18 protein-coding genes are annotated in these 14307 nt (G+C 32.4%); 13 read left to right on the top strand and 5 right to left on the bottom strand.

Going from position 1 to position 14307, the window contains the following annotated elements:
- Window positions 1–15 precede the first annotated feature (15 nt).
- The 12 genes from IM744_RS12915 (at window position 16) to IM744_RS12860 (ending at window position 7965) form a co-directional block, all read left to right on the top strand.
- Window positions 16–498 carry a hypothetical protein gene (locus IM744_RS12915; RefSeq protein WP_194508565.1) on the top strand — a complete coding sequence of 161 codons (483 nt, stop codon included), beginning with the start codon at window positions 16–18 and terminating at the stop codon, window positions 496–498.
- A gap of 159 nt (window positions 499–657) precedes the next feature.
- Window positions 658–1068, top strand: a complete 411-nt coding sequence (locus IM744_RS20685) for a GNAT family N-acetyltransferase (RefSeq protein ID WP_317175397.1) — start codon at window positions 658–660, stop codon at window positions 1066–1068.
- A 70-nt stretch (window positions 1069–1138) separates the two neighbouring features.
- Entirely contained in the window at window positions 1139–1465 is a 327-nt protein-coding gene (locus tag IM744_RS12905; protein WP_194508564.1) for a DUF4286 family protein, read from the top strand.
- Between the two features lie 79 nt (window positions 1466–1544).
- Entirely contained in the window at window positions 1545–2339 is a 795-nt protein-coding gene (gene rsmA, locus IM744_RS12900; protein WP_194508563.1) for a 16S rRNA (adenine(1518)-N(6)/adenine(1519)-N(6))-dimethyltransferase RsmA, read from the top strand.
- Between the two features lie 39 nt (window positions 2340–2378).
- On the top strand, window positions 2379–3749 hold the full coding sequence (gene mgtE / locus IM744_RS12895) for a magnesium transporter (protein ID WP_194508562.1): 1371 nt from the start codon (window positions 2379–2381) through the stop codon (window positions 3747–3749).
- A gap of 146 nt (window positions 3750–3895) precedes the next feature.
- Window positions 3896–4261, top strand: a complete 366-nt coding sequence (locus tag IM744_RS12890) for a cupin domain-containing protein (RefSeq protein ID WP_194508561.1) — start codon at window positions 3896–3898, stop codon at window positions 4259–4261.
- Window positions 4262–4354: 93 nt separating this feature from the next.
- Entirely contained in the window at window positions 4355–5290 is a 936-nt protein-coding gene (locus IM744_RS12885; RefSeq protein ID WP_194508560.1) for a 2-hydroxyacid dehydrogenase, read from the top strand.
- A gap of 108 nt (window positions 5291–5398) precedes the next feature.
- Window positions 5399–5809 (top strand): response regulator transcription factor, encoded by a 411-nt coding sequence (locus tag IM744_RS12880; RefSeq protein WP_194508559.1) that lies wholly within the window; start codon window positions 5399–5401, stop codon window positions 5807–5809.
- A gap of 108 nt (window positions 5810–5917) precedes the next feature.
- Window positions 5918–6379, top strand: a complete 462-nt coding sequence (locus IM744_RS12875) for a DUF4199 domain-containing protein (protein ID WP_194508558.1) — start codon at window positions 5918–5920, stop codon at window positions 6377–6379.
- Between the two features lie 11 nt (window positions 6380–6390).
- Window positions 6391–6846: a DUF1801 domain-containing protein gene (locus tag IM744_RS12870; protein ID WP_194508557.1), complete on the top strand. Its 456-nt coding sequence runs from the start codon at window positions 6391–6393 to the stop codon at window positions 6844–6846.
- A 123-nt stretch (window positions 6847–6969) separates the two neighbouring features.
- Window positions 6970–7356 (top strand): VOC family protein, encoded by a 387-nt coding sequence (locus IM744_RS12865; RefSeq protein ID WP_194508556.1) that lies wholly within the window; start codon window positions 6970–6972, stop codon window positions 7354–7356.
- A gap of 99 nt (window positions 7357–7455) precedes the next feature.
- On the top strand, window positions 7456–7965 hold the full coding sequence (locus tag IM744_RS12860) for a YtxH domain-containing protein (protein WP_194508555.1): 510 nt from the start codon (window positions 7456–7458) through the stop codon (window positions 7963–7965).
- Between the two features lie 70 nt (window positions 7966–8035).
- Here the strand turns inward: IM744_RS12860 and IM744_RS12855 are convergent, their stop codons facing one another.
- Genes IM744_RS12855 through IM744_RS12840 form a run of 4 tightly spaced genes read right to left on the bottom strand, consistent with a single transcriptional unit; the run spans window position 8036 to window position 12624 of the window.
- Window positions 8036–9031, bottom strand: coding sequence for a carboxypeptidase-like regulatory domain-containing protein (locus IM744_RS12855; protein WP_194508554.1), 996 nt, complete (start codon window positions 9029–9031; stop codon window positions 8036–8038).
- Complete coding sequence (locus IM744_RS12850) at window positions 9024–10856, bottom strand: GNAT family N-acyltransferase (RefSeq protein ID WP_194508553.1); 1833 nt, start codon at window positions 10854–10856, stop codon at window positions 9024–9026. The genes IM744_RS12855 and IM744_RS12850 overlap by 8 nt, the downstream gene beginning before the upstream one ends.
- 36 nt (window positions 10857–10892) lie before the next feature.
- Window positions 10893–12143 (bottom strand): aspartate kinase, encoded by a 1251-nt coding sequence (locus IM744_RS12845; RefSeq protein ID WP_194508552.1) that lies wholly within the window; start codon window positions 12141–12143, stop codon window positions 10893–10895.
- A 1-nt stretch (window position 12144) separates the two neighbouring features.
- Window positions 12145–12624, bottom strand: coding sequence for a GNAT family N-acetyltransferase (locus tag IM744_RS12840; RefSeq protein ID WP_194508551.1), 480 nt, complete (start codon window positions 12622–12624; stop codon window positions 12145–12147).
- A 114-nt stretch (window positions 12625–12738) separates the two neighbouring features.
- Here IM744_RS12840 and fbp point away from each other — a divergent pair, with 114 nt between their 5' ends.
- Window positions 12739–13743, top strand: coding sequence for a class 1 fructose-bisphosphatase (gene fbp, locus IM744_RS12835; RefSeq protein WP_194508550.1), 1005 nt, complete (start codon window positions 12739–12741; stop codon window positions 13741–13743).
- 100 nt (window positions 13744–13843) lie between these two features.
- On the opposite strand, the gene IM744_RS12830 is transcribed toward fbp, so the two are convergent.
- On the bottom strand, window positions 13844–14275 hold the full coding sequence (locus IM744_RS12830; protein WP_194508549.1) for a TerB family tellurite resistance protein: 432 nt from the start codon (window positions 14273–14275) through the stop codon (window positions 13844–13846).
- Between the last annotated feature and the right edge of the window lie 32 nt (window positions 14276–14307).

Genomic DNA, 14307 nt, shown 5'->3' with positions numbered 1-14307 from the left:
ATTAATTTACTCTTAATGGAAAATACTAGAAACTATAGTGAAGATGAGTTTGGAATATTTATAATCTCAGAACTAACTGAATTAAAAGATATAGAGCTTACAATTCTAAAAGGACACATTTTAACAGAATTTGCTATAAACTGTTATTTAGAAAGCATTTCCGAAAATAAAAACTCAGATTTTTTCAAAGAGAATTTCACTTATAGTTCAAAAGTAAAACTTCTTCTCCATTTCGGAAATTATAGTGGACCAGGTGGAGAATATGTTATTAAATCTCTTGAAATATTGAATAAGCTGAGAAATACAATTGCACATTCATTAACAATAAATCATCATTTGATAAAAGAATTTTTAGCAATGCTCAGAAAAATAAGTCCATCGAGAGGTAATTTTAACAATGAAAAATTATCAGAACAACACAGACTTGAAAGTGGAATTGCTTTTGTTTGCGGTATGATTTTCGGGCGTTATTGTGAAATTAGAAAGAAAAATAGCTAAGTACAACAATTAACTTCGTATAGTGTATTTAATATTTTTTGCCACACCTCCACACCAATGCAAATATCACAAACTACTCGCCTCATCCTCTCCAAAATAACAGTAGACGACGCACCATTCATTCTAGAATTAATGAATTCAACAGGTTGACTCAAATACATAGGTGATCGCAATATTAAAAATGTAGAAGCTGCTGCAGAATCTATAAAAAGTAAACAACTCAAATGTTATGAGCAGAACGGTTATGGATACTACAAAATGCAAGTCAAAGCAGAAAATCTAAAAACTATTGGAACCTGCGGATTACTAAAACGAGACAATCTAGAGCATATCGATATTGAGTTTTCAATGCTGCCAGAATATCATGGAAAAGGCTATGGATACGAAGCTGCTAGCGAAATAATGAAGCTTGCTAAAAGCGAATTTGGAATAAAAACCATCTGTGCTATTACGCTTCCAATAAACAAACCATCCATCTATCTTTTGGAAAAATTAGGCTTATCTTACCAAAAAACAGTAAAACCCTTTGATGACGACAAAGAACTTCTGTTATTTGCAAAAGATTTATAAGAAGCTGTCATTCCATATTGTCCCACTGAGCGTAGTCGAAGTGTGATGAGGAATTCACAAAAACAATACAATGATTATTTATAACATCACAGTAAACATAGACGATTCGGTACATGACGAATGGTTAGAATGGATAAAGACCGAACATATTCCGCAGGTATTAGGAACAGGGAAATTTGAAAAAGCGACCTTTTCTCAAGTATTAGTAGAAGAAGACATGGGAGGAAAAACCTACTCAATTCAATTTCGTTCCTATTCAAGAGAAGCATTAGATGCCTACTATAAAGAAGATGCAGATAGGTTTAGTCAAGAGGGATTAAAGAAATTTGCAGATAAAATGTTAACATTTAAAACAGAACTTCAAATTGTCGATGAGTATAATGTGAAATTCAAGTAACAATCGATTAAAATTGAAGAAATAACATTAAGTTAATAAGAGCTTTGCGCCTTTGCCAGAGAAATAAAATTTAAACAACGTGTCAAATAACCATCAAGTAAGAGCAAAAAAACATTTAGGACAACATTTCTTAAATGATGAGAATATTGCTGAAGATATTGCAGATTCTTTAACATTAGAAGGCTACAAGCATGTTTTAGAAATTGGTCCAGGAACAGGTGTTTTAACAAAATACTTGCTTAAAAAAGATGTCAAAACGCATGTGATTGAAATCGATAGAGAATCTGTAGAATACCTCAAAGCCAACTATCTTAATTTGGCAGATCGTGTTCATGAAGAAGATTTTTTAAAGTATGATATAACTCAGATTTTTGGTGATGAACCTTTCGCTATCATTGGTAACTTTCCTTATAATATTTCAACTCAAATCGTATTTAAAACTTTAGAAATGCGTGAGCAAATCCCTGAGTTTGCAGGTATGTTTCAAAAAGAAGTTGCAGCACGTATTTGCTCAAAAGAAGGTTCAAAAGTATATGGGATTATGTCTGTCTTAGTTCAAGCTTTTTATGAAGCAGAATATTTATTCACAGTACCACCAACGGTTTTTATTCCACCACCAAGAGTAGATTCTGGAGTATTAAGATTGAGAAGAAAAGAAAATTTCACATTACCAGTTGATGAGAAAGTATTTTTTAGAGTAGTAAAAACCGCATTTCAACAACGTAGAAAAACGTTGCGTAACAGCTTAAAAAGTTTCAATCTTTCAGATAATTTAAAAGCAAATGTTATATTTGACAAACGTCCGGAGCAACTAAGCGTTCAATCTTTTTTAGAACTAACGCAACTCATTGAAAACGACGAGAATCAAGATTAAGAATTTTTTATTTCCGCAGAGAGAAACGTCAACAACCTCATGATTGAAGAAAGAGAAAATAGTCAGTTTGAACTAACAGATGAGCTCATTGAGCAGGTTGAACTTTGCATCGAAACTAAAGATGACAAAGAGCTAAAACGTGTACTTAATGAATTTCATTTCGCAGATGTTGCAGAGATTCTTGATGAATTAGATCTCGAAGACTCTGTTTACGTTATAAAATTACTCGATTCTGAAACCACTTCAGAAATCCTCATGGAATTGGATGAGGACATCAGAGAAAAAGTACTTAAAAATCTTTCTGCAAAAGAAATTGCCGAAGAGGTAGAGGAACTTGATACAGATGATGCTGCAGATATGATTGCAGAGCTTCCTGAAAACAGGCAAGCCGAAGTAATCTCTAAAATTGAAGACGAAGAACATCGTGATGAAATTACAGAGTTACTAGCATATGACGAAGATACAGCAGGTAGTTTGATGGCTAAAGAGCTTGTGAAGGTTTATGAAACCTGGACAGTTGCTGGATGCTTACGTCGCATTAGAGGTCAGGCAACAGAAGTTACAAGAGTACACTCCATCTATGTTGTAAATAAAGAAGAAAAACTCATAGGTCGCTTATCACTTAAAGATTTAATTGTCGCTAAAAGTGATCAAAAAATTTCAGACATTTCTAAAGATACCGTTGATTCTGTTAATGTGCATGATGATGTAGAAGATGTTGCTAAAGTGATGTCTAAATATGATTTAGAAGCCATTCCTGTGGTTGATGATAACCAAACCCTTTTAGGTAGAATTACCATTGATGATATAGTAGATGTATTAAAGGAAGAAGCTGAAAAAGATTATCAAATGGCAGCTGGTATTACTGGTGATGTCGAGGCAGATGATAGTATTTTAGAATTGACCAAAGCACGATTACCTTGGCTCGTTTTAGGACTTTTTGGAGGTCTTGGGAGTGTGTTTATCATGAAAGGATTTGAAAATGTCATGGAAACCGTACCATCACTATTTTTCTACACACCATTAATCGCTGCAATGGCAGGAAATGTGGGTGTACAATCTAGTGCAATTATTGTGCAAGGTATTGCCAATGATAATGTAAAAGGTAGTATTGTTAGTCGATTATTAAAAGAAGTTGGACTCAGTCTCATTAACGGGTTTGTATTAGCTCTACTCGTGATTCTTTTTGGTTTAATTATAGGTCAAGACCCAACCGAAAGTTTAGCAATAGCAGTATCTATGATGTCTGTCATCGTAGTAGCAGCACTTGTTGGGACATTTGTTCCTATAATTTTAGACAAACGTGGAATTGATCCTGCAATTGCAACAGGACCATTTATTACAACCAGTAATGACATTCTTGGGATTTACTTGTTTTTTGTGCTTTCTGGATTGATTATTGGGTTTTAATATGTTTTGGGCGCTACCAACCTTCGCTAAAAAGCGAAAGTTCGTCACGCTTTTCGTTTCAATCTTTTGCAAAAAAGCAAAAGGATTTTCACTACAATCGTTAGCGCAGAAGTTTGTAACTTTATACAAACTAAAGTCATTTAGCAATGAAACCTATCAATATTAAAGACAAACACCAACTGTTCTCAAAACAATGGCATCCACATCGTATTGCTACTGTAGATAATATGCAAGTCATTCTCGCCAAAATAAAAGGCGAATTTGTATGGCATAGCCATGACAATGAAGATGAGTTATTTCAAGTTGTAAAAGGAACGTTATACATGCAGTTTAGAGATAGAACAGAAGTTGTTAAAGAAGGAGAAATCATCGTCGTGCCAAAAGGTGTAGAACATAATCCATCCACTAAAAACGGAGAAGAAGTTCATTTACTCTTGTTTGAAAAACTAGATACAGCACATACAGGAAAAGTTCAAGACGAGATGACACAAACCGTATATCCAGAAATATAAAATTTTATAATCAACGTCATGCTGAACTCGTTTCAGCATCTCATTATTAATATTTAACATAAAAAGAGATTCCTGCCTTCGCAGTAAATTAATATGAAAATCCTTCACCTAGACGCAAACCATCCTTTACTCATAAAGCAACTCAATGCTTTGGGATATACCAATGACGAAGACTATACATCGTCAAAAGAAGCTATCGAAAAAATAATTCATCAATACGACGGATTCATCATAAGAAGCCGATTTAAAATAAACAAGCAGTTCCTGGATTCCGCAGAAAATCTAAAATTTATTGGTCGCGTTGGCGCAGGATTAGAAAACATAGATTGTGAGTATGCTGAAAGCAAAGGCATAAAATTAATTGCAGCACCAGAAGGGAACCGAAATGCGGTTGGTGAACATAGTTTAGCAATGTTACTTTCATTGTTTAATAAACTAAATAAGGCAGATCAAGAAGTGCGTCAAGGTAAATGGCAGCGTGAAGAAAATCGCGGACTAGAACTCGACGGGAAAACTGTTGGTCTTATTGGTTATGGTAATATGGGAAAAGCGTTCGCTAAAAAACTAAGAGGTTTTGATGTTGATGTGCTTTGTTATGATCTAAAAGACAATGTAGGTGATGAGAATGCAAAGCAAGTATCCTTGCAAGAACTTCAAGAAAAAGTAGATGTATTGAGTTTGCATACACCAGAAACTCCATTAACGATAAACATGATAGATTCAGAGTTTATCAATGGTTTTAAAAAACCGTTTTGGCTCATTAATACAGCTCGTGGAAAAAGTGTCGTGACCAAAGATTTAGTTTCAGCTTTAGAATCTGGTAAAATACTAGGAGCTGGATTAGATGTTTTAGAATATGAAAAATCATCGTTTGAAAACCTATTTACTTCAGAAATTCCAGAAGCTTTCAAGTATCTCATTTCCGCAGAAAATGTGATTTTAACACCTCATGTTGCTGGTTGGACCATTGAGAGCAAAGAAAAACTAGCGCAAACTATAGTAGATAAGATAAAGACTCATTTTATATAAAATTAACAATGTCATTCAGAGCAAAGCGAAGAATCTCATAGTTATAAGCTACAAGAATCTTCAGTCATTCTTCCTTCTGAATGACACTTTTTTTCTTAAATTTAAAACATGAAAAAAACCATTATTGTTTTTGGATTACTCATTCTAGCATTACTTTTGCTTTTTCAGTTTAGCAAATACGCTGTCATATCTGGAGATTTAAATTCTGAAATTGCCATTGCACTAATTGCTATAGTTTTCTTTTTTATAGGTGTCTATCTCAATAAGAAAAGTCTTCAAAAAAAGACCACTATTTTGGGTGAAATAAATCACAAAAAAATAGAAGACTTAGAAATTAGTAAACGCGAGTATGAAGTGCTTTTAGGAATTTCCGAAGGATTATCAAATAAAGAAATTGGAACTAAACTTTTTGTTTCAGAAAGCACTATAAAAACACATGTGTCTAATCTGCTTTCAAAATTAAATGCCAAACGTCGTACACAAGCATTACAAATAGCCAAAGACCTAGAAATTATATAAAAACAGTACGTTTAGCACCAAAGTATGACTGTTTTGGTACTAAAGTATGAGTCTGATTCTTTGTTGTTATTCTACTTTTGGGCTATTAATTTATAAATACAACACATTATGAAGACTACAGTTATTAGATTTGGACTTTACGGACTCCTAACAGGCTTTACTATTTTTACTCTACACTTGGTTTTAGGTATTAAGAATTTAGAATATTCAACTAATGAAATACTTGGTTATATTTCAATTTTCATTTCACTCTCTTTTATCTTTTTCGGTATTAAGCACTATCGAGATCATGTTAATAATGGAGTTATTTCTTTAGGTAAAGCTATTGCTATTGGAGTTCTTATTTCGCTCCTTGTAGCATTAGGAATAGCTATTGCAGATTTCATGTATACCAAATTTATAGATCCTTCCTTCTTTAGTAATTATGAACAACAACTTATTGAGCAAGGAAAAGCAGACGAAATCATAAAAATGACTAGTGCAACAGCTGCGTTATTTATGCTTGTACTAGTTACTATTATTGGATTTATCATATCTTTAATTTCTGGATTAATACTTCATCGTAAATAAAAATAGACATTATGCAATCTAAAGCAATAACACCAGAAGGCTACATCAATCAATTACCAGAAGAGCGTAAAGCACCAATTATAAAACTAAATAACCTCATTAAGAAACACATGCCTAAAGGCTTAGAAGCTGGAATGGAATATGGGATGTTGGCATACTATGTTCCAAAAACAATCTATCCAAATGGGTATCATTGTAAACCATTTCCGCCATTGCCATTTATAAATTTGGCTTCACAAAAGAATTTTATCGCATTGTATCATTCTGGTATGTATGCAAAAAAGGAATTGTATGATTGGTTTGTAGCAGAATACCCTAAGCATTGTAAATACAAACTCGATATGGGAAAAAGTTGTATACGTTTTAAAAAGATGGATGATATTCCTTATGATTTGATTGAACAACTTTTAGGAAAAATGTCTGTAGAAGAATGGATTGATATTTATGAAGCAGCATTGAAGAAGTAACATTATCCTACAAGGTTTTTAAAACCTTGTAGGTATCACATAAAGAAAGAAATTGCTTTGAACATTAAAGGTTTAGGGTTAGATATATTTCCGAAGAAAATAATTAATAAAAATTCAGGATAAATGAAAAAAAGAGTCACAGGAATAGGTGGATTATTCTTTAAAACTAAAGATCCAAAAGCATCAAAAGATTGGTACAATAAACATTTAGGTTTTAATACAGATGATTATGGTAGCACCTTTTGGTGGAAGGATAAAGAAGGTAAAGAGTGTTCTACACAATGGAGTCCATTTAAAGACGACACCAAATACTTTGAGCCTTCAAAAAAGGACTTTATGTTTAACTATCGCGTTGAAAATCTAAAAGAATTATTAGAAACCTTAAAAGAAGAAGGTGTCACAATAGTTGGAGATATGCAGGAGTATGACTACGGAAAGTTTGGTTGGATACTAGATAATGAAGGCAATAAGATTGAACTTTGGGAGCCAATAGATCAGGCTTTTAAATAGTTGTGTAACAATTTGTTAAATTTAACTACTTATAAATAAAAGCGCACTATTGGTGCAATTTCATTAAATTTATACCCTAACCATTTAAAAACAAATAAAATGTCAGACGATAATAAAAATTTGAGCGACGACCTTGACGATATGATAGGTGACGCTAAAGACGGAGCAAAAAGAACAGGAGAGAAAATAAGTAGTTCTGCTAAGGAGTTTTCAGAAGATGCAAAAGAGTTTGCCCATGATGCAAAAGAGAAAGCATCTGAATTTGCAGATGATGCTAAAGCTTCTGCAAAAGAATTTGCTGATGATGCCAAAGAAGTATTTAGTGATGGGAAAAATGTTGCCATCATTGCTCATTTCACATTAATAGGGTGGATTATAGCGCTTGTTATGAATAGTAGCAATAAAACAGAATTCGGTTCATTTTATATTCGACAATATTTAGGATTTATGTTACTAAGTTTCCTTTGCTTTATTCCTTTTGTAGGTTTCATAGTTGCACTTGGACTATTGGTGGCTTGGATTATGAGTTTAGTAAATGCACTAGGAGGAAAAATGGAACCTTCATTTCTTTTAGGAAAACAGTTTCAAGAATGGTTTAAAGGGATATAATTAAATCTTCCTGAAAGAGGTTGATAGATTTAAAAAAAAAAGCTAGAACATTTATTTGTTCTGGCTTTTTTTAATCAATATTATCTAATCCATAATCTAATGGCAAAGAATCACCAACACGTTGGCTTCCCATGTTGCCACCAAAAAGGACATTTTCTATTGGAGCATAATTTCCGTATTGATCTATTTTGAATTCGCTAATTGATGTTTGAATAATAGATTCAATAGTGCCTTTGTAAAAAATATCAAGTTTCTCTTTTAGTGTGATTGTTTTGCAACCGTAGTCATCTACTGTAGAAAGACTAAAATAGTTATAAGGATTGACGACAAATCCTTTAACACCAAAAATATAACCTTCTTCTTTTAATTGTTGATTATATAAAGCTCTAATAAAATGTTGAACAGAGCCTTTATAAGTATTTAGTCTGTTTTTGGTAATCCGCTTTTTTTGCTTTTTATCTAAATCTTTAAAAAATGAAGTTCCAGAATAAACAACAGATGAAACTCCCCAATTTCCTAATGTCATTTCAAAATCAATAATTTCAAAACTAATCTCGTATTGTAGATTTTTATTTTTGACTAAAATAGGTGTATTGGACCAAGCAGTTATTGTTTTATCACGCTTATTATAACGTAATTTTATATCTTTTTCATTAAGAATTTTACAGGATTTCCCGTTTTCAGATTTGCCTAGAAATTCTTGTTTAAATTTCTTCATCTTTAACGCTCTTGTCATGCCATCATCTGCATCAATAACAATGACATCTAATTCGTTTACAGATTCTTTCAATAAAATTTTAACGTCATTTTGGCTACGATAGTCAACAATGAAAACTTTTTCATAACCCAAAAATGAGATAACCAAATTAGATTGTATAGCCTCTGTGTAATCAATAGAAAATTCCCCTTTGTTATTTGTTGAGGTCCCTATAGTCGTATTATCAAAGTATACACTAACAGATTCTAAAGGTTCATTTGTAACTAAATCTAAAACAGTTCCAGTAAATGTTTGAGAATGTGAAATTGAAATAAATAAAAAAAGAATAAATGATAGTAATCTATTCATCATTATTATTCGAGAATTTACGCTCCAACTCAGCTTGAAACTCCTCCATTACAGGTTTTACAGTGCTTTCTGGCAAGTCTGCAATTTTGATATACATCAATCCATCTACAGAGTTATTGAACAAAGGATCCACGTTAAAAGCAACAAGTCTTGCGTTTTGTTTGATGTATTTCTTTAGAAGTACTGGCAAGCGCAATGCTCCTGGTTCTATCTCGTCAATAATTTTGTCAAACTTGTTTAAATCGGCTTCAGTTTCATCAAAAACGAAATCTTTATCAGCATCTTTAAGTTTAACCTTAAATTCTTTTTTAGGGTGAACATATTGAGCGACATAAGGATCGTAATAATGAGATTTCATAAACTCAATCATCAATGATTTTGAGAAATTTGAAAACTGATCACTAATACTTACACCTCCAATTAAATATTTATGTTCTGGATGACGTAATGTGGTGTGTACAATACCTTTCCAAAGTAAAAATAAAGGCATTGGTTTTTGTTGATATTCTTTAATTATAAATGCACGACCCATTTCTATAGATTCGCTCATCATTTTATACAGCTCTGGTTCAAATCTAAATAGATCTTGTAGGTAAAAACCATCAATACCATAACGTTCAAAAATTTTAGAACCTAAGCCCATTCTATAGGCTCCAGCAATTTTTTTAGTTTCTGTATCCCATAAAAACATGTGATGATAGTAGGTGTCAAAACTATCTAAATCAATAGCTTCGTTTGTACCTTCACCAATTTCTCTAAACGTAATTTCTCGCAAACGACCAATTTCATGTAGTATGTTTGGGATGAGTTTAGCTTCGGTTAAATAGACCTCGTAATTTTTACTTTCAAGCAGTCTAAAGTTTCCTTCTTTTAAAGCTTCTACTTCGGCTGCCATTTTTTCTGTACTTACAGATCCAACAATACGTTTTGGCGGTTTAGCAGGTGGCTTTAATGTGTTAGATAAATTGTCTAAAATTTTAGGTTTATCTTCAAATGAATTAGATAATATATAGGTTTTACGTCTTATGAAATCTGAAAAATCTGATAAAGTCTTATGTTCCTTTTGATCATTGACAGAAATAGCACGACCAATCCTAACCTTAATAACTCTGTTTTTTTGAGTAAGCACTTCCGAAGGTAACTTTGCAGTTCTAAACGTATCACTAATTTTAGACAGTTTATAAAATAACTTACTGTTTTTAGCATGAAAATAAATAGGTACAACAGGAACTTCTGCCTTTTGTATTAATTTCATGGCAGCTTCTTCCCATGGTTTATCAACCACGAGTTTTCCATCTTTATAAGTAGACACTTCTCCAGCAGGAAATACACCTAATGGATGACCATCTCTTAAGTGTAAAATCGCATTTTTAAAACCAGCAATACTTGATTTTACATCTTTCCTGTCTTCAAATGGATTAACAGGCATGATATAAGGTTTTAAAGGCTCAATTCTATGTAATAAAAAGTTGGCTATAATCTTAAAATCTTTCCGTTGCTCAATCATTAATTTGAGTAGTAGAATTCCGTCAATCCCACCAAGCGGATGATTAGAAACCGTAATATAAGCACCATCTTTTGGGAGACGTTTTAAATCTTCTTCAGGAATTTCGAATTTTATTTGAAAATCTTCCAAAATTGCATCCAAAAATTCACCATCTCTCAAATGCTTATTACGTTTATAAAACCTATTGATTGTAGATATTTTTAAGACCTTCATTAGTAACCACCCAGCGAACGTGCCTACAAAGCCATACTTATCAGCATTTATAGCTTTTGCAACCTCTTTTGGGGTAACTAATCCTGTATCTTGTTTTTTTGTCATATATGATTGGTAGTAATGGTAAAAATAGTAAATTCTTTATTGAGTTACTATTTGAATTGTTTCATGAGTTAACTGTTTTAGTAGTAGTTGTTTGTCTTTTTCTACGGAAGCAATCGCCTGCTCATTATAATGTCTCACAGTATATAGACTGACATTATCGTTTATTGTTACTTTAAATTTTGCTTTTAGATGCTGAAGTAAGCGTTCTAAATTATCATATGTATTCTCAAAACATACCGAAAAACTAATTGCAGAATTTTGAATCACATCAACCTTCATTTTATATAGATGAAATAATTTGAAGATTTCACTAATATTTTCTTCAACGATATAACTAAAATCTAATGATGATAAAGAGATCAACACTTGATTCTTTTTTACGATATAACAAGGTACGTTTGGTTCTATTCCAACACCTTTTCCAACGCGTGTTCCTGCATTCTTCGGGTTTAAAAATGATTTTACAAACAAAGGGATTTCCTTTTGTTGTAATGGTTGTAGCGTTTTTGGGTGAATTACAGAAGCACCATAAAAAGCTAATTCTATAGCTTCTCTATATGAAATATTATTTAGTAATTGAGCATTTTCAAAATAACGAGGATCTGCATTTAAAACACCTGGTACATCTTTCCAAATGGTAACGCTTTCAGCATTTAAACAGTATGCAAAAATTGCTGCTGTATAATCACTTCCTTCACGTCCTAAGGTTGTTGTGAAATTATTGGCATTACTACCTAAAAAACCTTGAGTAACATTAAGAATAGTAGTATCAAAGTTGGTTTTTATATTGGTTTGGGTTTGTTCCCAATCTACATTAGATCTACGATAAAAATCATCTGTTTTAATAAATTCACGTACATCTAACCAATTATTTTTTAATCCAATCTCATTAAGGTAAGCACTTATAATTGTGGTAGAAGTTAGTTCTCCAAAACCAATCACTTGATCGTAAACAAAATTATAGTCTGGTGATTTATTCCGAAGAAAAAAACCTTCTAAATCTTGAAAAATTGAAGAGACTTTTTTAAATACTGGGTGTTGTGTGTTTTCAAAAAGGTCTAGTAGAATCTCATTATGGAACATTTTAACTTCTTGAATAGAACTCTGAAGCTCCTCTTTATTCTCAAAATAGTTTTTAATCACTAACTCCATAGCATTAGTCATTTTGCCCATTGCAGATACAATAACTAATGTGTTTTCATAACCTACTTCTTGTAGTACTCGAGCGAGATTTTTTACACCTTCGGCATTTTTTACTGAAGCTCCTCCAAATTTAAATACTTGCATTTTAAATATTTGATATATAATTTTTTATAGCATCTTCATTGAGATGCACAACATCCCAGTCGCGTTTAACATCTGCACCTTTCTTTTCGTAAAAATTAATAGCAGGTTCATTCCAATCAATAACTTCCCAGCTTATGCGTTTAACACCTAAACTATGACCATATTTTACAACCTCATCTAAAAGTGCTGTGCCTAAACCTGTTCCTCTTTTGTTTTGACTTACAATCAAATCTTCTAGATGTAAAATAGAACCTTTCCATGTTGAGAAACGATTGTAAACTAAAGCGATACCTTCTACGACGCCTTCGAGTTCAGCTACAAAACAAGTAAATTGTTTTGGATTTTCAAAAGCACCTTTTTGCAAATCTTCTACCGTTACTTCAACAGCATTAGGTTCTTTCTCAAAAACAGCCAATTCAATGATGAGTTCTAGTACTCTAGGCATATCATTTTTTGTGGCTTCACGAATGGTGAAATTCATAATTTTTCTTTAGCCAAATATAGTTTAAACTAAGTTATTTAATGATACAATAATCACTCGAAAACGTTGTAGTTGAACAAAAAAATAAGATATTTGCAAAAACAACAACACTACATGTCTCGAAAAAATCAAACATTAGGAGAATTTATAATTGAAAATCAATCGTCTTTTAAATATACTTCTGGAGAATTATCCCGACTTATAAATTCAATTCGTTTGGCTGCAAAAGTAGTTAATCATGAAGTCAATAAAGCAGGTCTTGTTGATATTATTGGTGCTGCAGGTGATACAAATATTCAAGGTGAAGATCAGCAAAAACTAGATGTTTACGCTAACGATAAGTTTATCCAAACGATGACCAAGCGTAATATTGTCTGCGGAATTGCGAGTGAAGAAGAAGATGACTTTATTGCTATTAATAGCCAAGATGAGAATAATCAAAATAAATATGTGGTGTTGATTGATCCTTTAGATGGTTCGTCAAATATTGATGTGAATGTTTCTGTTGGGACCATTTTTTCTATTTACAGACGCGTTACTCCAGTAGGTACTCCTGTAACTATTGATGATTTTCTTCAAAAAGGAAATCAGCAAGTTGCAGCAGGTTATGTCGTTTATGGTACATCAACTATGATTGTTTACACTACAGGAGATGGTGTCAATGGTTTTACCTTAAATCCAGCAATTGGAACCTTTTATTTATCACATCCAGATATGCGTTTTCCTGAAGACGGTAAGATCTATTCAGTCAATGAAGGTAATTATATCCACTTTCCGCAAGGGATAAAAAACTATATCAAATATTGCCAGCAAGAAGAAGGTGATCGTCCATACACGAGTCGTTATATTGGGTCTTTAGTTTCAGATGTTCATAGAAACATGATTAAAGGAGGTATTTATTTATATCCAAAAAGTTCTACGAATTCTAACGGAAAATTACGTCTCCTTTACGAATGTAATCCAATGGCATTTATAGCAGAGCAAGCTCATGGTAAGGCAAGTGATGGTTTTACAAGAATTATGGATATCAAACCAACTGAACTTCATCAACGTGTTCCTTTTATCTGCGGAAGTAAAAATATGGTAGAAAAAGCTGAGGAGTTTATGCGTAATGCTTAAAACATAAAATTAAAATTCATTTCATAAAAAAAAGCCACTTCAAAAGTGGCTTTTTTATTATGTTCTTATTCTGAAAACTTTCAGAATGTAAAATGAATTATTACCTATTCATCGTTTTAATCTCTTCAGTAAATGTGTCTAAATCCACACCATTACTTACCAAAGTTAAGGCTTTATCAACAACGTATTTTACGTTTTCTGAAGAAAACCCTAAACCTACAGCGATTTTACGCAATACGATCTCTTCATGATCTCCTTTAATATGATCTACATAAACCATACGTGATAAATCATACAAACGCTCCAAACGGTTATCATAAGATGTTGGTGGATTGATAGGGTGTGATTTGTAATCTTTTAAAATAGTAGTATAATCATTTTCACCTATATCTAAACGTCTAGCCAAACGGTCTAAAAACGCTTTTTCTTCTTCTGTAATGATACCATCATCCATAGCAACTCTAACAATTGCTGCAAAGTGGTCTTCATTTCTTTTTTTAAATCCGCTATCAAATAAATCTGAAAATGACATATATTTTTTTTTAAAGTGGCACAAAGATAGTT

It is taken from the genome of Psychroserpens luteus (assembly GCF_015319355.1).
Taxonomy (GTDB): domain Bacteria; phylum Bacteroidota; class Bacteroidia; order Flavobacteriales; family Flavobacteriaceae; genus Psychroserpens; species Psychroserpens luteus.
Note: the sequence above shows the minus strand (reverse complement) of the source record. Positions and strands in the feature narration are given on the sequence as shown.